The sequence below is a fragment of the Psychrobacter alimentarius genome (assembly GCF_001606025.1).
Classification (GTDB): Bacteria; Pseudomonadota; Gammaproteobacteria; order Pseudomonadales; family Moraxellaceae; genus Psychrobacter; species Psychrobacter alimentarius.
The window spans coordinates 857,257-880,203 of sequence record NZ_CP014945.1 but is presented as its reverse complement, the minus strand read 5'-3'; the positions used below and the strand labels follow the sequence as shown (position 1 = coordinate 880,203).

Genomic DNA, 22,947 nt, shown 5'->3' with positions numbered 1-22,947 from the left:
GCTATGGGTACACAAAGTACCCTTTTAGATTATGGAGTACATAAATACGTCTTAAACACTTTCACGGTCTTTAATACTTTGTTGCCAAGCCGCCGAGCGGCGAGTACGATCAGCGACCTGCCCTACCAATTGGCCACAAGCGGCATCGATATCATCACCACGAGTTTGGCGAATGGTACAAACAAAACCGGCTTCACTCAAGATATTGCTAAACGCATGAATACGGTTGTTGCTTGACTTGTCATACGGCGCGTGCGGGAAAGGATTGAATGGAATCAGATTGATTTTGCTTGGCAACCCGTTCAACAAGGCAACCAGCTGCTGTGCGTGGTCATTACTATCATTGACGCCATCCAGCATAACATACTCAATCGTCACATGTTTTTTGTGGCGCGGATTGACGTCATAGACGTAGTTTTTTGCAGCAGCGATCAGCTCATCTAACGGATATTTTTTATTAATAGGCACCAATTCATTACGCAACTCATCATTAGGTGCATGTAATGAGATAGCTAAAGCCACATCAATGTCTTGTGACAACTGATACATTTTTGGTACGACGCCTGACGTCGATAACGTCACACGGCGTTTTGACAAGCCATAAGCATGGTCGCTCAGCATGATTTCCATTGAACCAACCACTGGCTTGTAGTTCAATAGTGGCTCACCCATACCCATCATTACAACATTGGTCACGTTATTTTCCCATAAACTGTGGTCAACGTTTTCTAAGCTGTCATTTTCATCTGTCATATAAGAGGCATTGGCAACCCAAAGCTGACCGATAATTTCAGCCGCACTCAAGTCACGCTCAAACCCTTGTTTACCCGTACTGCAAAAACTACAGTCTAGTGCACAGCCCACTTGTGAGGAGATACACAATGTCTTGCGGCCGTTCAACTTACTATCATCTGCTGGAATCAATACGGTCTCAACCAACGAGCCGCCCGTCACTTCAAACACCCACTTACGCGTGCCATCATCACTGTACTGACGGTGAATCACTTTAGGTGGAACGACACACGCATTGAGTGATAATTTGTCACGCAATGATTTGCTCAAATTGGTCATTTGCTCAAAATCTGTCACGCCATGCTGGTATATCCACTTGATAACCTGAGTGGCACGAAATGGCTTCTCGCCGATACTCTTGAAGTAATCAGCAAGTTGCGCTTGGGTCATGCCGAGTAGATTGGTTTTTGCCAGCGCCTCATCTACCAATTTGATGCTATCTGTAAGCTTCGCAGGAATATGCTGGGTCGGTGTTTGTACAGTTGACATAATAGATAACCTTTTTGCATGAGCGTGAATGATCGATGCAATTATTAATATAAACGTTGCTGTATGCGATGCATGAGCAATCCGTTATCAGCGCAGGCTTTATTGATTCGCATCCTAGATGATAAAAACTCAATAAAGTTATACTGCTAAGGGATTGATAACGCTAGTGAAATATAATAATGAGGGAGATAAGCACTAATTTCAATGAAACCAGTCATTATTATAATCGTTAAAACGGCTTATACCCATAAGATATAAGCCGTTTTGCGAAACTAATTATTAATAGGGACTGAATCAAACAATAGTCCATATCAATAATTGCCGCTATTAACGCGTACGTGCACATACTTCGTCATCGTTGAAGAAGTAGCTGATTTCACGTTTGGCTGATTCAGCTGAATCTGAACCATGAACAGCGTTTTCATCGATGCTGCTAGCGAAGTCGGCACGGATAGTGCCTTCAGCTGCTTCTTTAGGATTGGTTGCACCCATGATTTCACGATGCTTAGCGATGGCGTTTTCGCCTTCTAATACTGATACCAATACTGGACCTGACATCATGAACGATTTTAGATCATTGTAAAACGGACGCTCTGCGTGCTCTGCGTAAAAACCGCCTGCTTTTTCATCATCAAGTTGTAGCATTTTTGCTGCAACGATTTTTAGACCAGCTTCTTCAAAGCGGCTGTAGATAGCGCCGATATGGTTGCCAGCAACCGCGTCAGGCTTGATGATAGATAGAGTACGTTCGTTAGCCATGAAAAGCTCCTAATAAATAATAAACTTAATAATAACTGAAATAGTTACTGCTTTGTTTTGTCTGTAGCCACTATATTGGCATGTGCCGATTCAATCGACTTAAGGCTTGGCAATCAAAAACATGAACGCCAACTTGGCCAATCTAGGATTGCTGCCTATTATAATGATTAAGGCTATAAATGATAGGGTTAATTTATGATTGTATCTTTCATAACGGTAAATTCGGTAGATACAGATTGTTCATAAAGTCATGATATTCCACATAAACGAAAACCCCAGTGTCAAGCACTGGGGTTTTCGGAATCAATAGATACTGATCTAAACGCAAATATTGTTACGCGTCGTACGGGTCACGTAATACGATTGTCTCAGAACGATCAGGACCGGTTGAGATAATATCAACAGGACAACCAATCAAATCTTCAATACGCTTGATATATGTCTTGGCGTTTTCTGGAAGGTCATCATAGTTAGTGATGCCAACGGTCGACTCACTCCAGCCTTGCAGCGTCTCATATTTTGGTGTAACTGACTCATAGAATTCTGCATCGTGAGCGCCTGCACACTCAGTTTCTGGTAAGTTGTAACCCACACCAATGAGCAACTCTTCTAAACCGTCTAATACGTCAAGCTTGGTTAAACAGATGCCAGATAGTGAATTTAGTACCACGGCACGGCGTAGTGCTTCGGCATCAAACCAACCACAGCGACGCGCACGACCAGTCGTTGCACCAAACTCATGACCAACTTTGGCCAAATGCGCGCCAACATCGTCGAACAGTTCGGTTGGGAACGGACCACTACCAACACGTGTGGTATAGGCTTTGGTAATGCCAAGTACGTAATCTAAATACAATGGACCAATACCTGTACCCGTTGATACGCCACCAGCAGTTACGCTTGAGCTGGTAACAAACGGATAAGTACCATGATCGATATCTAGTAACGTGCCCTGAGCACCTTCGAACATCAAGTTTTTGCCAGCAAGACGTAACTGATTCAAGTCTTCAGTAACATCCGTCACCATGCCAGTGATCTCAGCTTTCCACTCTTGGCAAAGCTTAAACGTTTCATCAAAATCGATTGCGTCAACTTTGTAATACTGCGTCAATTGGAAGTTGTGGTATTCGATTAGGTTACGTAGCTTTTCTTCCAAATCTTCACGGAACAAGTCAGCAAGCTTAATAGCACGACGAGCCACTTTGTCTTCGTATGCAGGCCCAATGCCGCGACCTGTGGTACCGATTTTGCCAGTACCACGCTTGGCTTCACGTGCTTGGTCAAGCGCGACGTGATACGGCATGATAAGTGGGCAATTAGGTGAAATACGTAGACGCTCACGGACTGGCACATTGTTGTCTTCAAGCTCTTTCATTTCTTTCAATAATGCGTCAGGTGCTAACACCACGCCATTACCGATAAAACAAGTAACGCCTTCACGCAAAATGCCCGATGGGATTAGATGTAGAACAGTGGTTTTGCCATCGACAACCAACGTATGGCCTGCGTTGTGACCGCCTTGAAAGCGAGCAACTGCTGATGCTTTTTCGGTAAGTAAATCAACGATTTTACCCTTACCTTCATCGCCCCATTGGCTACCCAAAACTACGACATTCTTACCCATGATCAATCCTTACCTTTATGTATTGAGGTGTGCAATAATGGTTTAAAAACCACGATAATTTTAATAACAGTAACGTTTATAACGTCAAAAACTCATGATAACTTCAAAATGAATGAATCATATTTGGTGTATATTTGGTCAATCAATGACTCAGCCAGACCTTAAGCACCTACCTATTTTGTGCTTACAAGGTCTGTAGTTGCCATTGATCATTCACAAAATTAAGCTGATGCGTCACATTGGTGGGACGGTCTTCTGCATTCAATGGCACAGTGACGCGATAACCTTGCTGACGCAAACTCTCAACTTGTTGCAATAGTAGCTGTTTTTGCTCATTGTCAATGGTCTGTGATGCCTCATAATCCACCAATACGATGGTTGGCGTATTAAGCTGAGTATGAGCCAGTAAACGACTGACATCCATACTAAAACCAGTTGCGTCACGTGGCTGATGTCCTGCTAATTGACTGCCACTTTGCATACCATCAAAGCGACCACCACGAACCAGTGGCTGGGTCTCACTATTAATATAACCATTGAAGATGATGCCCGTGTGATAATGATAGCCTGACAACTCTGTCACATCGATACTCACTGCGCATTGCCACTGTTCTTGTAAATGGGTCTTTAGTCGTTGTAACTCGTCAATTGCCGTTACAATTTGGCTGTCTTGTTGAGCAGTTGCAGACAGCTTAGCCAATAGGTTATCAATATCATGACCAAAGCGTGCTAAGACGTAAAAATCATCACCCATTGGCAAGTTCTGACAGACTTTTTTGAGCTCTGGTAGATTCTTATTGGCATATAAATGCATCAACTGTTCGGTATCAACGTCTTGCAATTGCGCCAGCTGGGCCAAGCGCTTAAAGATTGCTACATGACCCAAATCAATATGTAGAGCAGCTCTCATATTCAGCGTATTCACCATAGTGAATAACACATCGACAAGCTCGATATCTGCAGCAAGTGACGCGCAGCCAAATATCTCAGCACCAAGCTGTAATGGTGTACGCGAGCCAAAAAGTCCAGAAGGCAAGGTATGAATCACATCACCAGCATAACAGTATCTGGCAATACCAGTACCGCCCCAATGCGCATCAATACGCAAAATTTGCGGCGTGATATCAGCGCGTACACCCATCAAGCGACCTGTAAGCTGATCAATAATCTTAAAAGTTTGGCGCTTCAAATCTTCTGAGGCGTCACTTAACAAAGACTCAGTAAACTCAATCATTGGCGGATTTACCAGCTGATAGCCATGTGTAATGAGCTGCTGAGTCAATCGGTGTCTAAGCACTTCTTGCTTATGGGCATCTTCAAACAACACGTCCACCACCCCATCAGGCAACAACCAACTATTGGCAACGTCATTGGCAAAGTTGCTAAAAGAGCGGTTTTGATTGGATATCGCATCACTTGTAGCAGGATGCGTTACCGTTTGATTGGTCGTATTTGACTGGGTGAGTTTCGCAGAATCAGAACTGACAGACACAATAAATCCTTGTTTGGCGTAGCGCTTACCAAAAAACGCGATGCTAATGCGGTACTAAAAATTTGTCTTTATAATGGCAATAATGCGTAGTACTTTTTATTTTTTAACACGCAACATCATTGACCCAATTATTTATAAACAAACTAGGTAGCCGCAAAAGGGTGAGTAATAAGTATAATTTAGAATGATAAGACGAGTATTTTTATACACCGATAAATAGCGATAAGCTAATAGAGCTTGATAAACCGCCAAGGCACTTTACGCTTTAGTTTAGCATAGCAGTTTGGGTTCGCCTAGTGACAATTCGCCACAATCACTATCTAATTGATTCTCTTCAATGTTACAGACCAGATGATTGAAATGCCTCATATCGATGAGTTTGATTAAGGTTAATCTTGCGTGTAAAGAACACTATCAAAGTGTTTAGAACAGCGCCTTCAACCCAGACTCATGTTACACTAACGCATATTTTTATCTCGGAAGCCTCATGTCGTCAGATTATCACCCAAACCCAGCCAACAACCAAACCAATGTACTAGGGACAGCGCTTGCCAGCTGCTGCTTTGACCCGCTTACTGGCTACTATCGCAACGGCTTTTGTCACACTGGCAACCATGATGTCGGTCAGCATACGGTGTGTGCCAAAATGACCAGTGAGTTTTTAAACTTTTCTGCCAGTCGCGGCAATGATCTTATTACACCTTTGCCAGAATATGGCTTCGCTGGTCTTAAGCCTGGAGATTACTGGTGTATTTGCGCCCTACGCTGGGTTGAAGCGCTAGATTTCGATATTGCACCGCAAATAAAGCTCGAAGCTTGTCATGAAAGCTTGTTAAGTTTAGTCGATATTGAAACATTGAAAAGCTATGCACTTTAGTAGCTCAAATTATAAGTTTTGATTATTACAGACCTTTTACTTTATTAAGGGAGGGTGTATGGAAAACAATAACGATCCGTTGATTAAAGAAACAGCGCGTATTGCACCTAACTCCAATGTCACTCGTATTCACGCAAATATGAATGACAAACATCTTTATTTGGATAATGACGACAGTTATATCTATGGCGATGCAGATGCCACAAACGAGGAAACGATCGAGACGATGACTGTCTATGATCCAGACTCAGAGCGTTATGAAGATATTGACTTATCTAGCTCTGGAGAAGTCGTTAACTGCTACTCTTATTCGCGTAAAACGGGTCAAAAACTGGATCAAGTTGCGCTCACTGATGTCAGTCGTGCTTTGAGCAATAATGGTCAATTTATTTGGTTGGGTCTTTATGACCCAAGCTTAGAGACCATGGTCAAAGTCAAAGAAGCTTTTGAGTTGCATGAGCTGGCTATCGAGGATGCCTTCGCCGACCATCAGCGCGCCAAAGTTGAAAACTATGACAATGACATGGTGTTTGTCGTGCTGCGTACGGCGAAGCTTGAAAACAACATTATTCGCTATGGCACCACAGCGATATTTATGGGTAAAAATTACCTGATTACTATTCGTAACGGTCCATCGAACTCTTACGCGCCTGTCCGCGAGCATTGCCACCGTCGTCCTGAAAAGCTGCGCATGGGGCCAATCTTTGTGCTACATGCTATTCTCGATTTTATCGTGGATAACTATATGCCGATCACGGATCGCTTGGGTCGCTATTTGCGGGAGCAAGAACGCTATGTATTTACCTACGAATTTGATAAAGGCACGTTAAAAAACCTTTATGAGTTGAAGTCGCAACTGGTCCATATGCGCGCTATTATTTTGCCCGTACAAGACATCTGTAGCTTTTTTATCAATCATAAAAAAAGCGAGCTGGTGTCTGGTTTTTCTCAGGCGGCCAAACCTTATTTTCGCGATGTCAATGACCATCTTTTGCACTCTTTAGATGCAATCAACGGTCTTAATGAGATGCTGAGCGTGGTGATGAATACCTATATGGCCATGGTCAATATGGGACAAAACGAGGTGGTACGTAAGCTTGCTGCTTGGGCAGGTATCTTGGCGGTACCAACGGCTATCGCTGGTATTTATGGCATGAACTTTGACTTTATGCCTGAATTACACTGGAAGTATTCCTATTTGGTTATTATGATCTTTATCGGTTCGTTGTGTGGCTATCTGTATTATAATTTTAAGCGATTAAAATGGTTATAACTTATGCTCAAACACAAGTTATAACCATTTTGACAGAAAACAGTCTCGTCAAAGAAGCTGTTTTTTAATTGATAATGATTCTTACTTATAATATGATTCATCGCTATTATTAATGGCTTGCTATCACTCACATCCTATCATGTCAAAAACTAGGCATCAGACTTACTTTTGCCTTACTTGCCCCTCTAGTTTTTGACATGATAGTGCTTTACCTCTATTAAGGTTCTTATGCGTTCATCCTCTCTCATGCAGGCAATGGCAATGGTGGTCATAGCCTTGCTTTTGACTGCTTGTGGCCATGACTCTGATACTGTTGCCGCCATAACGGTTATTGATAGGACACCGCCGTTACTAACGACTGATAGTGGGTTTGTGGATGGCTATACTGCCGTGGCTGCCGTTTTTGTCTCAGGACAAGTACAGGATAGCAGTGGTATAAAGTCTTTGACTTACACACTGAATGAAGCCCCCGCGCAAACATTAACAGTCGATGCTAAAGGGTATTTTGACGATCGAATTTTGTTGTCCTTAGGCAATAACAAGTTAACGTTAGAGGCCACCGACAATGCGGGCAATATGATGCGCTCAACCAAAACCCTGTATCTTGGTAACACGGTCGCCGCAGGAGGCTCGCATACTGGAGCGCTGCGCGATGGGCAACTCTATGCTTGGGGACGCAACAATTATGGTCAAATTGGTCTTGGTTTGACGACCAAAACGACCGATGTGATGGGTCATCCAGACACCCCCATGATCGTAAACCATGCGCCAAAAAATTTGATTTCTATCAATTATAATCAAAACCATTCACTGGCAATCGATCAAAAAGGTCAGGTTTATAGCTGGGGTGCTGATAAGTACGGTCAATTGGGTCGCGGGAAGATAGGCCGCGATGACTGCAGAGAAATCGAAGATTGCCGCCTCGATATCAGTCCTATTGCAGGCATTGATGATGCAGTCATGGTAGCGGCAGGTTATAAGCACAACTTGGTACTTACCAAAGATGGTAGTGTTTGGTCGTTTGGTGCCAATACTCAAGGACAACTGGGTACGGGCTCAAGTGCTTCTAGCAGCACCCCTATTCGTGTAGATTTTTCTAACGCAAATGATGTCGGGCACATTGTACAAGTGGTCGCTAGTGCCAATAGTTCTTATGCCTTGGATGATAAAGGTCAGGTCTGGGGTTGGGGCAGCGATGCTTACGCCAATCTTGGAGACGGCAAAACCTGTACCGCAACCAACTCTTGTCTCAATATTCATGCCACACCTACACGCATACAGGTTCTTGATAACAATCCTACCAAATCCAATGCGACTCACTATAAAGAAAAAGTCATTCAGCTTGCTGCTGGTCGCGACCACGTCCTTGCCTTGACTAATACAGAATCCGTTTACGGTTGGGGATTAAATGATACCAGTCAATTGGGCTATAACGGCCAAGCATCCAAAGATACCAAAGATGCGTGGACAGATATTATTGTCACACCGACCAAACTGCCTTGGTTTACTAATAAAGAGGTTCGCCGCATTTATGCCAATGGTCATGCCAGCTATGCATTATTAGACAATGTATCGATGGGTACTGATTCAAAAGCCAATGGCGTTGTCTACGCTTGGGGCGCATTTGGTGAGACTAATAGCACTGGCAAAACTGTCTATAACAATTTAGATGAGCCTACCAATAAACTGCTTCATTTAAAGAATATTGACACCATGGCCGTGGGTATCATGCATCTGATTGCTCATGAAAAACCGAGCTCTCAAAACGGTATTAGTAATTCCAAAAACGGCTCTTTCTTGACTTGGGGCTGGAGCTTTGAAGGTGCATTGGGTAATAAAGACACCACTCATATTTGGATGTACAACACACCCACACCCGTACATTTACCGAGCCAAATCTGACAGGCAGCCTATTTTTATTACGCTAATCCAATTAAGAAAAACGACCTTAGGTTCTATGCTTGCCATATCAATTCGAGTAGCGAACCATAACATTTAAGCTTCCACAAAAAAAGGCTACCAACCGTAGCCTTTTTTCGTATTAATAAACTAGCCTTATTAATAACTGGCTAGGCTACTCATCGTTGCTCAGACCTCCTGATTTTTCAGCCGCATCAACCGTTTGGCGAATGAGTGTATTAATAGTCATTGGACCCACACCGCCTGGTACAGGGGTATAAGCGCTGGCGATGTTTTCCATACCCTGCATTTCGATATCGCCGACACCGCCGTTGTCTGTTGGGTGGAAACCTGCATCGATGACGACTGCCCCTGTTTTGATCCACTCTGCTTTAATCAACTCTGGCACGCCAACTGCCCCAACTACAATATCTGCGCGCTTAATATGAGCGGCCAAGTCTTCAGTTCTTGAATGACAGATAGTAACGGTACAATTGGCATTCAATAGCATCATTGCCATCGGCTTACCCAAGATGGCACTGCGTCCAACGACAACCGCTTCTTTGCCTGATAGCTCGATGTCGTAATGCGCCAATAGGTGCATGATACCCTGAGGCGTGCATGAGCCATACGCTGACTGCTGCATCGCCATACGACCAAAGCCCAAACAAGTCACGCCATCGACATCTTTGGCTAATTCAATCTGCTCAAAGCAGGCACGCTCGTCAATATGCTCGGGCACTGGATGCTGAAGCAAAATGCCATGTACATCAGGGTTATTGTTCAGCTCATCTATCTTTGCCATCAGCTGTTCGGTCGTCGTTTCGCTCGGCATCTCGACCCGAATAGAATCCATACCAACTCGTTTACAGGCATTACCTTTCATACGGACATAAGTTGCAGACGCTGGATCGTCACCGACCAAAACCGTCGCCAAGCTCGGTGTACGTCCAGTTTTATCCTTAATGGCATCTACGCGTGTACGTAGTTGCTCTTCTATTTGTTTGGCAAGTGCTTTGCCGTCCAAAACGATGGCTGACTCTTGGGCAGTAGACTCGATAGACATATGAACTCCAATAGAGGGGGCGGTATAAAAAAATAAAGACAGCGCTCGCCAATACTTGCGTGCCTGCCTTTTGTGTCGTCAACCTTTGACTGATAGTAATATTGTACCTGTGTACGCTAAAAAATCCTAGCGTGTGATAAAACTTGATACTCAGAAGCCGCTGAAACCTTAGGCTTCTGATTGATGTATTTTAGTGAATACAAGATCGATCGCTTTTACTGTTTTTTCTATCTCTGCCGCTGTAAGCGTAGGATGAACTAACAACATCAAGCTGGTCTCGCCCAATTTTTTTGCCACTGACAATCTAGGCTCCGGGCGCAAACCTGTATTATCGAATGCTTTTTCTAAATAAACTTCAGAAGCTGAACCTGAGAAACAAGGCACGCCTTGCTTATTCATTTCATGAATAATACGGTCGCGCGACCAGTCATCAGGTAGGTTCTCTGCCTGTACATAAACGTAGAGTTTATAATAGGCATGTTTAGAATCCGAAAATAGAGAAGAAACCTCTAACCTCGGTACTGAAAGATAGCCTTTTTTTGCTTCCCATTTAGTACATGCGTCCAATATAGCATGCGCATTGGCAGTACGCTTGGCAGTCCAATCGCTCATTCTCTCTAACTGAATACGGCCGATCACGCCTTGCATCTCAGTCATGCGCCAATTGGTGCCAAAGCTCTCATGTAGCCAGCGATAGCCAGGTGGATGCTCAGTTTCATAGACAGCAGCGTAGCTTTTGCCATGGTCTTTGTACGCCCACATCTTGCGCCATAGCTTCTCATCATTGGTGGTGACCATGCCACCCTCACCGCCTGTGGTCATAATCTTGTCTTGGCAAAAGCTCCAAGCACCAATATGACCAATACTACCAACGCTACGGCCTTTATAAAGTGCCCCATGAGCCTGCGCACAGTCCTCAATGACATATAAGTTGTGCTGCTCTGCCAGCGCCATGATGCCATCCATATCACAAGGCCAGCCAGCCAAATGGACACAGACGATACCTTTGGTTTTCTCCGTCAATACCGCAGCAATCGATTCAGGCGTGATGTTACCCGTTGCTTCATCAACATCAGCAAAAACAGGCGTTGCGCCAGCATTAATCACTGACGAGATACTAGCGATAAAGGTGCGGGGCGTCACGATCACTTCATCACCCACGCCAATATCTAACGCTTGCAAGGCAACATCCAATGCCAATGTACCATTACCCATAGCAATCGCATAGCTGCTATCTGCCCATTCAGCAAACTCGGCCTCAAACTGACGACACTCTTGCCCTGTCCAATAGTTGACCTTATTGGATAATAATACTTGGCTGACAGCATCGGCCTCGATTTGAGTAAAACTGGGCCAAGGTGAAAACGGGGTGTTTAGCATAGATGTCTCAGTAGTTTTATGATGAATGATGATGCGTCTTTTATTGTTTAAGAAGTGGGCGTGCAGGGTTGCCCACCACTACCGCTCCCGCTGGTACATCTTTGGTCACTACTGCACCCATCCCCACGATAGCGCCCTTACCAATAACCAATGGCTTGTCAGGTGTACCCTGCTTAATTACCGCTCCTGCACCAATATAGGCATGATCATGAATATGAATATTACCGTTACAGCTGACTCTAGGTGCAAAGGTAACATAATCGCCAACGATGCAGTCGTGCTCGACGTAGCTATATAGATTGGCATGAAAGCATTTACCAATCGTTACGTTAGCAGCGATAGTAACAAACGGACTGAGCGCGGCTCCAGCACCAATGCTCACTTCGTCCATAATTAGAGTAGTTGCTCCCTGCACTGTCCACAGTGAAATATCATCCTTCAGCAACCTATCTGCTATTACTTGACGAATACTACTACTAGCAATGGCTATAAGGACGAATTTATTATCATGCTCTAAACTTTTAAATCTTTCATAGTTCATGGCAACATAGCCATTTACGCTAGAGTCTTGAGTTAATGCATCATCAATAAATATAATTTGGCTCATATTCCCCAAACTATTTAACTGCTTAGCAGCGACTGGCATAAGGCTGCGCCCACAACCAGAAGCACCATACACCGCAAAGACTTCACTCATGGCTGTTGTCTACAATAGGATTATTCTTGGAGCCTGTGAACTTACTCATGGTGGCTTCGCCATCGGCACTGATACCATCTTTGACCAATACTTTTTTCACCGTTTTAAATAGTATTTTGATATCAAGCCACAATGACTGATTGTCCACATACCAAGTATCTAGCTCAAATTTCTTATCCCAGCCGATAGCATTACGTCCATTTACTTGTGCATATCCTGTAATACCAGGACGGACCAAATGGCGTCGTTTCTGCGATTTATTGTATAGTGGTAGATACTCCATCAATAACGGACGCGGGCCGACTAGACTCATATCGCCTTTTAGTACATTCCATAGCCCAGGCAACTCATCCAGACTACTATTGCGTAATGCTTGACCAAAAGAAGTCAGACGCTCGCTATCAGGTAACGGATTACCTGCTGTATCTATCGCATCCTTCATAGTCCGAAATTTAATCATCTCGAAAGGTTTGCCATTTAAGCCAGGACGAGTCTGACGAAACAGGACTGGTGATCCTAAGTTCTTGCTGACTTTATAAGCAGTGATCGCATACACAGGAGATAGAACAACCAAGGCTGTCGTTGCGGCGATGATGTCAAATAGGCGTTTTATCATATCCAATCCTAAACTTATCTTATATTTAATTTTCAGAATCGCTGTGTATTATTAGTTTACTTGCAGCAAAATTTCTTTCAAAGAAGTTGCATGATACTGAGGCGTTAACTCTTCAAGCATATCAGGAGAAACGTTAAGCTCAGGTAATGGATCTTTCTCTAGCTCATGAAATAAACTGACTAGCGACTCTACATTAGGCTCAGCAACATAACCAAGTTTATTAGTATCTACCCATTCAGCAACACTAGTACCTTTGCCACAAATAGCCACTATCTGACAGCCTGCGAATACATAAGATGAAGATTTGCTTGGAAAAGCATACTTGGTAACTTCATCATCAATTGGCATTAATCCAAAACTATATTGACGTAATAACTCAGAGGCTTCATTTGCAGGTAGAACGCCTAGGTAAGTCACGTTTTCAAACCTAATTGCTAATTGCTCAATTTCGCTGCTATAGACTCCACCACCCGCAAATACAAAGGGTAAACTCCCTCCATTATTGATATAACTTTGGATAGCCTCTATTAGTAATGGTATTCGCTGTAATCTTCCAGCGTTGCCACAATAAACAAAGCCTTTAATTCTATCGTGAGTATCATCAGAGGTTAATGAAGCAGCCTTTACAGAAGGATTATTTAGTAGTTTTATAGGCAGCTTACTACTGGCTCTCTTGGTTAAGTAGGATTTCATTTGTTCAGTTAAAGTAATAATCGTGGAAGCTTTTTTTACCGTTTTATTATCAATTGATGAGATAAGTCGGGTGATAACATTACGTTTACCAGTAACAATAGAAGTTATCTCTGGATGAATATCTTGCAAATGATAGACATAATCCTTACCAAATAATTCGCAGTACCAGCGTACCGCCAAAGGCGTAAAAATAGGTGGGTTTGTCGCAACATAAACTTTATCAGGGCGATGATACAACAAACTAGTAAAAGTAAAACCGGTGAATAGTAGCAATTCTAAGATCCTAAAAACAATATTGCTAGATGAGTCCGTTAATGCAGGTAAAGTCGAAAATGTAACCCCTCGACCTCGCTTTTCTTTTTGAAGTTTGTTTAAGAAGTTTTTACCAACTTGTGTAATCACTAGAGACTGTTTATCTTCGACTAATATCTCTGACAACAATAATAAAGCCTCTCCAATCGCAGGGCTTTCTGGCCAAAAACCACGGCTGACAATCGCTATCTTCTCTTTTTTATTACTCATTAGTATTTTTTCCACACTACACGGTTGATATAGTCGGTATAACTCAAAACGATACGCACTATTTTTTCACTGACATTGGGCATACTATAATCTTCAACCAAACGTAACGTTCGATCTATTCCACGTTTCTGAGACTCTAAGATATCAAGACCTTGTAAAATACGTTCAGCTGTTAGCCCAACCATCATGACAGCCGCTTCTTCCATACCTTCAGGGCGCTCATGTGCTTGGCGCAAATTCAATGCTGGGAAGTTTAAGATAGAAGACTCTTCATTGATAGTCCCACTGTCTGACAATGAGGCTTTAGCGGATAATTGCAGCTTATTATAGTCACTAAACCCAAGTGGCTTAAGCAACTGCACTAAAGGGTGAAAATCAATATTCAGTGCTTTAATACGATTCCGTGTTCGCGGATGAGTTGAGACGATCACTGGAAACTGATACTTTTCTGCTACCGCATTGAGCATGTCAACCAAATCTAAAAAGTTCTGATCTGAATTAATATTTTCTTCCCGATGAGCGCTGACAATGAAGTACTGATGCTCTGTTAAATCTAAAGTTTCTAGAATATTAGATGCTTCAATCTTAGCTTTATAGTGATGTAACACCTCGAACATAGGACTGCCTGTTTTGACCACTAAATCAGCGGGTAAACCCTCAGCAAGCAAGTAGTCACGAGCAATAGTACTGTAGGTCAGGTTCATATCAGCAGTATGATCAACGATACGGCGATTAATCTCCTCAGGTACGCGCATATCAAAACAGCGATTACCCGCTTCCATATGAAAAGTAGGAATTTTACGACGCTTGGCAGGGATAACCGCCATACAGCTATTGGTATCACCAAGTACAAGGAGTGCCTCTGGCTGTACTTCTTCTAAAACTTTATCTACCCCGATGATGACATTGCCAATAGTTTCAGCACCTGTCGTACCCGCAGCATTCAAAAAATGATCAGGTTTACGAATACCTAAATCTGTAAAAAATATTTCGTTTAATTCGTAATCGTAATTCTGCCCAGTGTGTACAATGATATGATCAAAATACTTATCACAGGCTTGTATGACTCTTGATAGTCTAATAATCTCTGGACGTGTCCCTACGACAGTCATTAGCTTTAACTTATCCATAGTAAACTCTTAATCTGTTATTGGCATTGCATAAGTATCAGGTTTTTCACGGTCAAAGATTTCATTAGCCCACAGCATAACGACCATCTCATCCTCACCTATATTAGTAATGTCATGAGTCCATCCTGGTACGGTTTCGACGATTCTTGCTTCATCACCAGTTGTCGTTAGCTCATAATACTCATCGGTAACCATGTGCTTAAATTTAAATAAAGCATTGCCTTTTATGACTAAAAACTTTTCTGTTTTGGTATGATGATAATGTCCACCACGAGTAATGCCTGGATGCGCTGTAAAGTATGAGAACTGACCAGCATTTTTGGTTTTTAGCATTTCTACGAATACGCCGCGCTCGTCTCCATGTTTAGTTACTTGATAGCTAAACTGTTCCGGTTGCAGATAGCTCATATAGGTAGAATATAACGCCCGAACCAAACCATTACCTACGTCTTCACTGATCAAACTATCACGACTGACTTTGAATGCTCGTATCTGCTGCGCTAAATCTCCAACCGTTATCTGATACTGAGTCTCAATATCTATAAAACCCGTAGCTGTTAACACACCATCCATAACTTGTAAAAAAGACTCAATAACGTCATCGATATAAACTAAGTTAATCTGTGCGCTTGGGTCATTAATGTGTATTGGCAGGTCTTGTGAGATATTATGACAAAAGGTTGCAACAGCAGAGTTATAATTTGGACGTGCCCACTTACCAAAGACATTGGCTAAGCGGTAAATAAATACTGGTGAGCTTGTGCTATTAGAAAAGTTAAGTAGCACCTGTTCAGCCGCTCGCTTACTAGCACCATAAGGGTTATCTGTCGCTGCTTGGATAGAAGAACTATATACAATAGGTATGGTTTTATTAAATTGCTGAAGTGCGTCACACAACTGCTGAGTTAAGTCAGTATTACCTTGCTGAAATTCAGCAGGGTCTTCAGGACGATTGACGCCCGCGAGATGAAATACAATATCGGTATCGACTAATAATGATAATAAGTCTGCTGCCGAATTATCGTGAATAAAGCACTTTACTTGCACATCAGGGCGTTCAATCAAATGCTGCTGTAGATTTTTACCTACGAAGCCATTGGCTCCGGTAATTAAAACACGCATAACTATTCCTCAGCTGCAATATTTTCGCCACGCTGGATAGCTGGCATGAATGTCAGTTTCATGAGTAACTGATGCATACCGCTGACATCTAGGCGCTTGGTATTATGAGAGTTGTAGTCCTCAGTTCGAGAGATTTTCTCTTCGCCTTGCTCAACATACTTAGCATAATTGAGATCACGTAAATCAGGAGGTATACGGAAATATTCACCTCTGTCTTCGGCACAAGCCATCTCTTCACGACTCAGTAACGCTTCATAAAGCTTTTCGCCATGACGTGTTCCAATAATATTAATAGGATGCTCTGGCTTTCCTACTAATTTAGTCAAAGCTCTAGCTAAGGTTTCTATTGTGGCAGCTGGTGCTTTTTGAACAAATAAATCACCATTATTACCATGCTCAAATGCATATAATACTAGGTCGACTGCATCAGCTAGGGTCATCATAAAGCGGGTCATATTTGGGTCAGTAATAGTCAATGGCTGATCAGCGCGAATTTGCTCTACGAATAGAGGAATCACCGAACCTCGTGATGCCATGACATTACCATAGCGAGTGCCGCAAATAACGGTCTTATTTTCATCTACGTTTCGTGATTTTGCTACCATCACCTTTTCCATCATGGCTTTGGATATGCCCATTGCATTGATTGGATAAACTGCCTTATCAGTACTCAAGCACACGACACGCTTGACTTCATTTTGTATTGCAGCTTCTAAAACATTTTCAGTACCAAGTACGTTGGTCTTCACCGCTTCCATTGGATGAAACTCACAAGAGGGTACTTGCTTGAGAGCGGCAGCATGAAAGATATAATCTACGCCACGAGTCGCATTTAGAATACTTTGATAGTCACGGACATCACCAATATAAAACTTTAGCTTGGAATTGGCGTAGGCTATACGCATATCTTCCTGTTTTTTTTCATCACGACTAAAGATACGAATCTCTTTAATGTCCGTATCTAAAAAACGTTTTAGTACTACGTTACCAAAAGAGCCAGTACCGCCTGTTATTAGAAGGGTTTTGCTTTTAAACATAGTTTTTTACCTTAAACAAACGTAGTCTAATCAGCCAAAATCCGATTACAAACCACATAGGAGAAAAAAGAACAGCTTTACCTACTAAAATAGAAATAAATGAATATACAAGCAATAAAAAACCAAATGTATCTATAGGGCTTAAACTTTCATAAATCTTATAATAGAAAATCTTTTTAAAAATATAATAAAAAGTATATATTATAGTTAGGAATGACAATGTACCATAAAACTGAAAAACACTTAGTATATTATGAGCATAAGATCCTAAGGTATTATGCCTTTCAATGAAATAATTAACATTTCCAATTAAAAACTGGCTTAGTATCCCATTATTGAAATCTGAAAAAAAATCTAGTCTTGCCTCTAAAGAAGAGTCCTGCCCAATTCCACCTTCAAAAAATATCTTTTTATATGCATCACTATCGATAAAAAGCCCTTTCAAACTATATATAATAATCAACAATATAAATATTATGAATGACAGCTTAGCTAAAAAAAAGCGTTTATCTGATATTAGAAATTCGTAGAAAAAAATCGTAAAAACGAAAGAGAAAAAAGATACTCTACCTCCTAACGCCAACATTATATATGTCATTAGCAACAGAGCTAACCATTTAATATAATTTTTCTTTATGAAGAAAGATAATGTTAAAAAAATTATATATGTTAAAGGCTCAGTTAATGATAAATGATGTATTTTTATATCATCATTTCTCAAAGAAGATAAACTATAGTAATCAATAAAGTATCCTCCGTCTAAACCTGTATACAAATAAAACAGAGATAAAATAAAGTAAAATAGTAATATAACATTGATAGCAAGGCTACTTTCTACTTTTGCAACAACACTACCTGCAAGCATCCAAGAAACAGCAAGCGAACTAGTTACTAATATATAATTATGGCTATATCTACCTTCACTATCTATTAGATTCTGAAAGAATATCATTTGAAAAAAAGGCACTGATACCAAAAAACCTATTATTAGTATATATAGTATAGATTCAATCTTAACTGTATTAATACTTTTTTTTATTTTTAGAGTGCCAAGTCCATATAATAAGGATACTGGTATAAATACCACAGGTAACCAAACTGAAATTGAATAATTAAAATTATTAAAATTAGCTAATACTCTGGTAAAGACAATACTAAGCAATAACAAAAAGAAAAAAAATTCATATTTTTTAGTCCAACGATATTGCATGTACTCTTACCCTTAAACTTAGTTAAAAAACTTTCATTTGAATATATTTATCAATATATTTAAAACCACCTCTGAATAATTAGATACTATAAATTTTCTTAGCAAGTTTTCTATAATCTAAAATATTTATTGCTATCTGATATGACTTCTTAGACATTTCACTTAATACAGAAGAGTTTTCTGAAATACTATCAAGAATCCTATATATATCCTCAATATTATTAATTAGCCATCCATTACCATCTACGAATGGTTTATGGCTCTTTACATTATCTAATATAATTGGATTTCGTAAACAGATACTTTGCTGCATCGTTGCCGACTGTGATCCTGGCTGTAAATATAAATCACTGGCACACAGTAAACCTTTCAATCTAACTGAATCAACCCAACCCAAATAACGAATACGATTATCAGAAGATATAAGTTTTAATATTTCAGTTTTCACATCTTCCTCTAAAGATCCTGCTATTACATATACAAGATTACTATTATTAACTTTTTTAAATTGCAAAATTGATTCAATAGCTTTTTTCTTAGCATTTATCTTACCAGTTTGTAAAATCATTATTTCGCTTTCACTAATATTAAGATCCAACCTAATATTAGTTCTTAGATCAAAATACTCTTCATCTTCTAAGCACTCACCTCCTAATGGAAAAAACTCTACTTTTTCTTCAGGTGTTCCATAGAAATCGATGGCAAAATCCATTGTGTCTAAAGATATACAAAATACTTTATCAACAAAAGGTAATATGCTCTGATAGCAAGTTCTATAGATTATTGAATGTAAAATATTTTTCGATAAGAAGTTTGTAGCAGAGTTATATTTATCGCTATGGCAGTCTAAAATCAATTTTACATTAGGATATTGGATTTTAAATTTTTTTATTGAAAGTAATTCAACAGCTGATATTCCATGAAAATAGATAATATCAGGAGCAAAATCCTTGAGTAGTGTAAACACCTGATCATAAGATTTTATTTTGTATTGGATTATTTTGGGTACAAGTTTATTGTAAGGCACTCTATTTACTAATGCCCCATCTCCTCCCATATAGCTACTTTTCTGTACGAAAGTTATTCTACCATTTGAATCTATAGATTCAGTAGATGCAATCACTTGCACATTGTGACCATCTTTAACATTTTGTTGTACTAGCAAATTTTCTTGATAACTAAAACCGTCATAATAAAAACACGATAAACATAAGTGTGCTATATTCATTTATTAATCTCTTTTATAAATTCAACTGGCTCATCAAAAAGGTGAGATACAGTTAGAAGTTTTTCCTCAGAGTAATTCCACCATTCTGAACGTAATAAATCTATTTTTAGTTCTTCATCAAACCTAGAACGAATTATTCTTGCTGGATTACCTGCTACAACAGCATAAGGCTCAACATCCTTAGTAACTACACTACCTGCTCCAATTACTGATCCAGTACCTATTTTTACACCTGACTTAATAATAACGCTATTTCCGATCCATACATCATGACCAATGGAGGTGTATATTGAAGGTAAGTATTGTAGTTTCCCCAATTTTTTTACTGAGCTATCTTTATGACTTAAAAATACGCTACTCATAGAAACGAAATGCATAGGATGTGATGCACCGCCTATGGTTACTCTATCTGCTAAGCAACAAAATTTACCGATACTTGTATTAATTATATTGCAATCGTATCCACAGTAACTAAAATCATCTACTTTAGAACCAATTATTTGCGTACCTGCATTAATTTTTACGTATTTACCAATACTGGAATTTCTAATTGAATGTAAACGTATCTTCTTAAGAAATTTATTGATAAGTAAAAATATTAAATTCTTCATTTAAAAAAACCTCAAGCAAAATATATTTTAGATTTATTATTTATTTTTTAACATTAGTAATACTATACATAAGTAAATAAAATAAAAAACTAGACCAGTTAATGCATAAATTTCGACAATGTAGTCATTGAAATAGAGTCCCGCTATTACAACACCACCTACTCTTAAGAACAGACCAAAAAACTGAAGGCACATTGCTATTTTTTGGTTATTATTTATATGCAGAGCCATCGACACAGGAGAGGTTATAAACTGCATTAAAAACCAAGGTGACATCCAAGCTATCAACATACCCGTACGCTGCCATTCCTCCCCAAAGATAACGGGAATTAAAAACGGTGCAGCTACTCCAGCGAATAAAATTGGAGGCGTACCTATCTTTGCTAATGCTGTGACGGTATTGTAAGTAAATTGCCTTAACTTTCCTTCGTAATTTTTTTCAGAAGCCTCTGCTAAATATACTTGTCCTACTGCGCCTCCTATTAGACTCATTGGCGCAGAAAGTAAACGCATTGCTAACATTAGAAATCCAGCTTCAGCACTAACAGCATAGTAAGCTATTAAAATCACAGGTATTTGTATAGCACCAGAGTTTGCAAATGCTTCCCAAGTAGAATATTTAGGGAATCGATCATATTGCTTAAAAATAGATTTTAGTTCATTAAAACTAATGTTTCTAAGCAAAGTCCTACTGTTTTTTGTAAAGTAACGACTTAACCCTATAATGCCTGCACCCGTATTCACCAATTGACCAATTAGTAACCCAAGAGGTGCTAATCCAGCATATCCAAAGCCAATTTGAGTGCTATTACCGCCAATTGCCTGGCTCAAGCGAGTTTTAGCTACTAAAGAGAAAGCTTTTTTCCTTGTGGCCCAATACTGTAACGCTGCATAAATACCTGAAAAAAATACACTTAATGGTATCAACCAAACATAACCCTCTAATTTCCCTTGAGTTGCTTGATCTATTTGTTCTAAAAACAAGATTGTTCCAATAGTGGTTAATAGTGTTACTATAACTACACTACCTAGAGACAAAACAAATAGTGCTACAGCGTCTTTATCTTCTTTTGGTATTGGTATAGCTATTTCTAAACGCAAACAAGAAACAACAGAAATTAGCGAAACAAATGAAAGATATACAGCTAGTACACCAAAATCTTCAGGTGAATATAATCTAGTTAATACTGGAAGCAATATTATAGTTATTAACTGAGCAAAAGCCGTTCCCCCTACCAACATGCTAACATTTTTAACAAAGCTTCCTTGAAATAAGGTTTTGATTTTCTGCTTAAATATTTTCATGATTTTTAGATAAGCACCTGCTGAAGCACACTAACAATTTTATCTTGCTGTTTTTCATTCATATAAGGATGCATCGGCAAACTCATTACCCGTTTAGCGACCGCATCACCTACTGGTAGTATTGCATTAGTATCAGAAACGGCAGGCTGCTTGTTTAGTGGTATCGGATAATGCACTGCTGTAGGAATACCCTGCTCTTTTAGCTTGGCTTGTACCTCATCACGATCATCAACTTGAATAGTGTATTGCGCCCAAGCACTCTGATTATGCGCTTCGATAAATGGCGTGGTGGTAATACCTGCTTGATCAAGCAACTGATTATATCTTTCTGCCGCCTGTTGGCGCAGAGTCACCTCTTCTGCAAATATTTCAAGCTTTGGCAACAATATTGCCGCTTGCAACGTATCCAAACGACTGTTAACACCAACTCTAATATGATGATAACGACGATCTTGACCATGACGCGCGATTTGGCGTAGTGCTGTAGCCAGTTCATCATCATTAGTGAATATCGCCCCACCGTCCCCATAACAGCCCAAAGGCTTGCTTGGGAAAAAACTGGTCGTGGCGGCTGTGCTTAGATTACAGGACTTCTTACCTTTGTAAGTAGCCCCAAAGCTTTGCGCCGCATCCTCAATCACAGGGATACCATATTTATTGGCAATGGCATTAATCGCGTCAAAATCAGTGCATTGTCCATATAGAGATACAGGAATAATGGCTTTGGTCTTTGGTGTAATTGCAGCTTCAAGCTTCTGCGGATCAAGATTGTAGGTTTTTGGGCATACATCAACGTATACAGGTTTTGCACCAAGTAAGGCGACGGTTTCTGCAGTAGCGATGTAAGTAAAGCCTGGAGTAATCACTTCGTCACCTGGGCCAATACCAAAGGCCATTTGGGCAATCTGTAGTGCATCGGTACCGTTTGCGCAGGTGACGCAATGCTTTGCACCAGTAAAGGCCGCCAGCTTTTCTTCTAGCTCGCTTACTTCTGGACCAAGAATATAATGTCCATGGGCCAATACTGCTTGAATACGAGTATCGATTTTGTCTTTAATACGCGTCTGCTGGGCGGCTAAATCTATAAATTGCATACGTTATCTCGGGTAGAACCCGCTCCTACAA

General features: G+C 40.5%; 20 protein-coding genes. 3 read left to right on the top strand and 17 right to left on the bottom strand.

Features of this window, described 5'->3' with window-relative positions; all coding sequences use genetic code 11:
• Positions 1–51 precede the first annotated feature (51 nt).
• The 4 genes from rlmN to A3K91_RS03765 all read right to left on the bottom strand — a co-directional run bounded on the left by rlmN (position 52) and on the right by A3K91_RS03765 (position 5,156).
• Positions 52–1,281, bottom strand: a complete 1,230-nt coding sequence (gene rlmN / locus A3K91_RS03780; protein WP_062844065.1) for a dual-specificity RNA methyltransferase RlmN — start codon at positions 1,279–1,281, stop codon at positions 52–54.
• A gap of 327 nt (positions 1,282–1,608) precedes the next feature.
• A complete protein-coding gene (gene ndk, locus A3K91_RS03775; protein WP_062844064.1) occupies positions 1,609–2,040 on the bottom strand; it encodes a nucleoside-diphosphate kinase in 432 nt (143 codons plus the stop codon).
• 334 nt (positions 2,041–2,374) lie between these two features.
• Positions 2,375–3,664: an adenylosuccinate synthase gene (locus tag A3K91_RS03770; RefSeq protein WP_062844063.1), complete on the bottom strand. Its 1,290-nt coding sequence runs from the start codon at positions 3,662–3,664 to the stop codon at positions 2,375–2,377.
• A 184-nt stretch (positions 3,665–3,848) separates the two neighbouring features.
• Positions 3,849–5,156: an ATP phosphoribosyltransferase regulatory subunit gene (locus A3K91_RS03765; RefSeq protein ID WP_062844062.1), complete on the bottom strand. Its 1,308-nt coding sequence runs from the start codon at positions 5,154–5,156 to the stop codon at positions 3,849–3,851.
• A 487-nt stretch (positions 5,157–5,643) separates the two neighbouring features.
• On the opposite strand from A3K91_RS03765, the gene A3K91_RS03760 reads away from it, so the two are divergent.
• The 3 genes from A3K91_RS03760 to A3K91_RS03750 all read left to right on the top strand — a co-directional run bounded on the left by A3K91_RS03760 (position 5,644) and on the right by A3K91_RS03750 (position 9,208).
• Positions 5,644–6,033: a DUF2237 family protein gene (locus A3K91_RS03760; RefSeq protein ID WP_062844061.1), complete on the top strand. Its 390-nt coding sequence runs from the start codon at positions 5,644–5,646 to the stop codon at positions 6,031–6,033.
• 58 nt (positions 6,034–6,091) lie between these two features.
• Positions 6,092–7,306, top strand: a complete 1,215-nt coding sequence (gene corA / locus A3K91_RS03755; protein ID WP_062844060.1) for a magnesium/cobalt transporter CorA — start codon at positions 6,092–6,094, stop codon at positions 7,304–7,306.
• A gap of 228 nt (positions 7,307–7,534) precedes the next feature.
• Entirely contained in the window at positions 7,535–9,208 is a 1,674-nt protein-coding gene (locus tag A3K91_RS03750) for an RCC1 domain-containing protein (RefSeq protein WP_062844059.1), read from the top strand.
• Between the two features lie 172 nt (positions 9,209–9,380).
• Here the strand turns inward: A3K91_RS03750 and folD are convergent, their stop codons facing one another.
• From folD to A3K91_RS03685, 13 genes are all read right to left on the bottom strand, one after another.
• Entirely contained in the window at positions 9,381–10,271 is an 891-nt protein-coding gene (folD, locus tag A3K91_RS03745; RefSeq protein WP_062844058.1) for a bifunctional methylenetetrahydrofolate dehydrogenase/methenyltetrahydrofolate cyclohydrolase FolD, read from the bottom strand.
• A gap of 168 nt (positions 10,272–10,439) precedes the next feature.
• Entirely contained in the window at positions 10,440–11,651 is a 1,212-nt protein-coding gene (locus tag A3K91_RS03740) for a DegT/DnrJ/EryC1/StrS family aminotransferase (protein WP_062844057.1), read from the bottom strand.
• Positions 11,652–11,691: 40 nt separating this feature from the next.
• Positions 11,692–12,348, bottom strand: a complete 657-nt coding sequence (locus tag A3K91_RS03735; RefSeq protein ID WP_062844056.1) for an acetyltransferase — start codon at positions 12,346–12,348, stop codon at positions 11,692–11,694.
• A complete protein-coding gene (locus A3K91_RS03730) occupies positions 12,341–12,964 on the bottom strand; it encodes a sugar transferase (RefSeq protein WP_062844055.1) in 624 nt (207 codons plus the stop codon). The genes A3K91_RS03735 and A3K91_RS03730 overlap by 8 nt, the downstream gene beginning before the upstream one ends.
• A gap of 51 nt (positions 12,965–13,015) precedes the next feature.
• A complete protein-coding gene (locus A3K91_RS03725; RefSeq protein ID WP_062844054.1) occupies positions 13,016–14,179 on the bottom strand; it encodes a glycosyltransferase family protein in 1,164 nt (387 codons plus the stop codon).
• Positions 14,179–15,309 carry a non-hydrolyzing UDP-N-acetylglucosamine 2-epimerase gene (gene wecB / locus A3K91_RS03720; RefSeq protein ID WP_062844053.1) on the bottom strand — a complete coding sequence of 377 codons (1,131 nt, stop codon included), beginning with the start codon at positions 15,307–15,309 and terminating at the stop codon, positions 14,179–14,181. The genes A3K91_RS03725 and wecB overlap by 1 nt, the downstream gene beginning before the upstream one ends.
• 9 nt (positions 15,310–15,318) lie before the next feature.
• Entirely contained in the window at positions 15,319–16,431 is a 1,113-nt protein-coding gene (gene wbjC, locus A3K91_RS03715; protein ID WP_062844052.1) for a UDP-2-acetamido-2,6-beta-L-arabino-hexul-4-ose reductase, read from the bottom strand.
• 2 nt (positions 16,432–16,433) lie between these two features.
• Entirely contained in the window at positions 16,434–17,468 is a 1,035-nt protein-coding gene (locus A3K91_RS03710; RefSeq protein WP_062844051.1) for a polysaccharide biosynthesis protein, read from the bottom strand.
• The gene (locus tag A3K91_RS03705) at positions 17,461–18,678 is read right to left on the bottom strand and encodes a hypothetical protein (RefSeq protein WP_062844050.1); all 1,218 of its coding nucleotides are present in this window, start codon (positions 18,676–18,678) and stop codon (positions 17,461–17,463) included. The genes A3K91_RS03710 and A3K91_RS03705 overlap by 8 nt, the downstream gene beginning before the upstream one ends.
• 79 nt (positions 18,679–18,757) lie before the next feature.
• Entirely contained in the window at positions 18,758–19,906 is a 1,149-nt protein-coding gene (locus A3K91_RS03700; RefSeq protein ID WP_062844049.1) for a glycosyltransferase, read from the bottom strand.
• Positions 19,903–20,517, bottom strand: coding sequence for a CatB-related O-acetyltransferase (locus A3K91_RS14305; protein WP_062844048.1), 615 nt, complete (start codon positions 20,515–20,517; stop codon positions 19,903–19,905). Before A3K91_RS14305 ends, A3K91_RS03700 begins: the two co-directional genes overlap by 4 nt.
• 36 nt (positions 20,518–20,553) lie before the next feature.
• The gene (locus tag A3K91_RS03690) at positions 20,554–21,822 is read right to left on the bottom strand and encodes an oligosaccharide flippase family protein (RefSeq protein ID WP_062844047.1); all 1,269 of its coding nucleotides are present in this window, start codon (positions 21,820–21,822) and stop codon (positions 20,554–20,556) included.
• Between the two features lie 5 nt (positions 21,823–21,827).
• Positions 21,828–22,916, bottom strand: a complete 1,089-nt coding sequence (locus tag A3K91_RS03685) for a DegT/DnrJ/EryC1/StrS family aminotransferase (protein ID WP_062844046.1) — start codon at positions 22,914–22,916, stop codon at positions 21,828–21,830.
• Positions 22,917–22,947 lie beyond the last annotated feature (31 nt).

Excerpts from the sequence above, each read along its gene's own strand:
- rlmN (WP_062844065.1), bottom strand. The coding sequence starts at position 1,281 with ATGTCAACTGTACAAACACCGACCCAGCATATTCCTGCGAAGCTTACA.
- ndk (WP_062844064.1), bottom strand. The coding sequence starts at position 2,040 with ATGGCTAACGAACGTACTCTATCTATCATCAAGCCTGACGCGGTTGCT.
- A3K91_RS03770 (WP_062844063.1), bottom strand. The coding sequence starts at position 3,664 with ATGGGTAAGAATGTCGTAGTTTTGGGTAGCCAATGGGGCGATGAAGGT.
- A3K91_RS03760 (WP_062844061.1), top strand. The coding sequence starts at position 5,644 with ATGTCGTCAGATTATCACCCAAACCCAGCCAACAACCAAACCAATGTA.
- corA (WP_062844060.1), top strand. The coding sequence starts at position 6,092 with ATGGAAAACAATAACGATCCGTTGATTAAAGAAACAGCGCGTATTGCA.
- A3K91_RS03750 (WP_062844059.1), top strand. The coding sequence starts at position 7,535 with ATGCGTTCATCCTCTCTCATGCAGGCAATGGCAATGGTGGTCATAGCC.
- folD (WP_062844058.1), bottom strand. The coding sequence starts at position 10,271 with ATGTCTATCGAGTCTACTGCCCAAGAGTCAGCCATCGTTTTGGACGGC.
- A3K91_RS03740 (WP_062844057.1), bottom strand. The coding sequence starts at position 11,651 with ATGCTAAACACCCCGTTTTCACCTTGGCCCAGTTTTACTCAAATCGAG.
- A3K91_RS03735 (WP_062844056.1), bottom strand. The coding sequence starts at position 12,348 with ATGAGTGAAGTCTTTGCGGTGTATGGTGCTTCTGGTTGTGGGCGCAGC.
- A3K91_RS03730 (WP_062844055.1), bottom strand. The coding sequence starts at position 12,964 with ATGATAAAACGCCTATTTGACATCATCGCCGCAACGACAGCCTTGGTT.
- A3K91_RS03725 (WP_062844054.1), bottom strand. The coding sequence starts at position 14,179 with ATGAGTAATAAAAAAGAGAAGATAGCGATTGTCAGCCGTGGTTTTTGG.
- wecB (WP_062844053.1), bottom strand. The coding sequence starts at position 15,309 with ATGGATAAGTTAAAGCTAATGACTGTCGTAGGGACACGTCCAGAGATT.
- wbjC (WP_062844052.1), bottom strand. The coding sequence starts at position 16,431 with ATGCGTGTTTTAATTACCGGAGCCAATGGCTTCGTAGGTAAAAATCTA.
- A3K91_RS03710 (WP_062844051.1), bottom strand. The coding sequence starts at position 17,468 with ATGTTTAAAAGCAAAACCCTTCTAATAACAGGCGGTACTGGCTCTTTT.
- A3K91_RS03705 (WP_062844050.1), bottom strand. The coding sequence starts at position 18,678 with ATGCAATATCGTTGGACTAAAAAATATGAATTTTTTTTCTTTTTGTTA.
- A3K91_RS03700 (WP_062844049.1), bottom strand. The coding sequence starts at position 19,906 with ATGAATATAGCACACTTATGTTTATCGTGTTTTTATTATGACGGTTTT.
- A3K91_RS14305 (WP_062844048.1), bottom strand. The coding sequence starts at position 20,517 with ATGAAGAATTTAATATTTTTACTTATCAATAAATTTCTTAAGAAGATA.
- A3K91_RS03690 (WP_062844047.1), bottom strand. The coding sequence starts at position 21,822 with ATGAAAATATTTAAGCAGAAAATCAAAACCTTATTTCAAGGAAGCTTT.
- A3K91_RS03685 (WP_062844046.1), bottom strand. The coding sequence starts at position 22,916 with ATGCAATTTATAGATTTAGCCGCCCAGCAGACGCGTATTAAAGACAAA.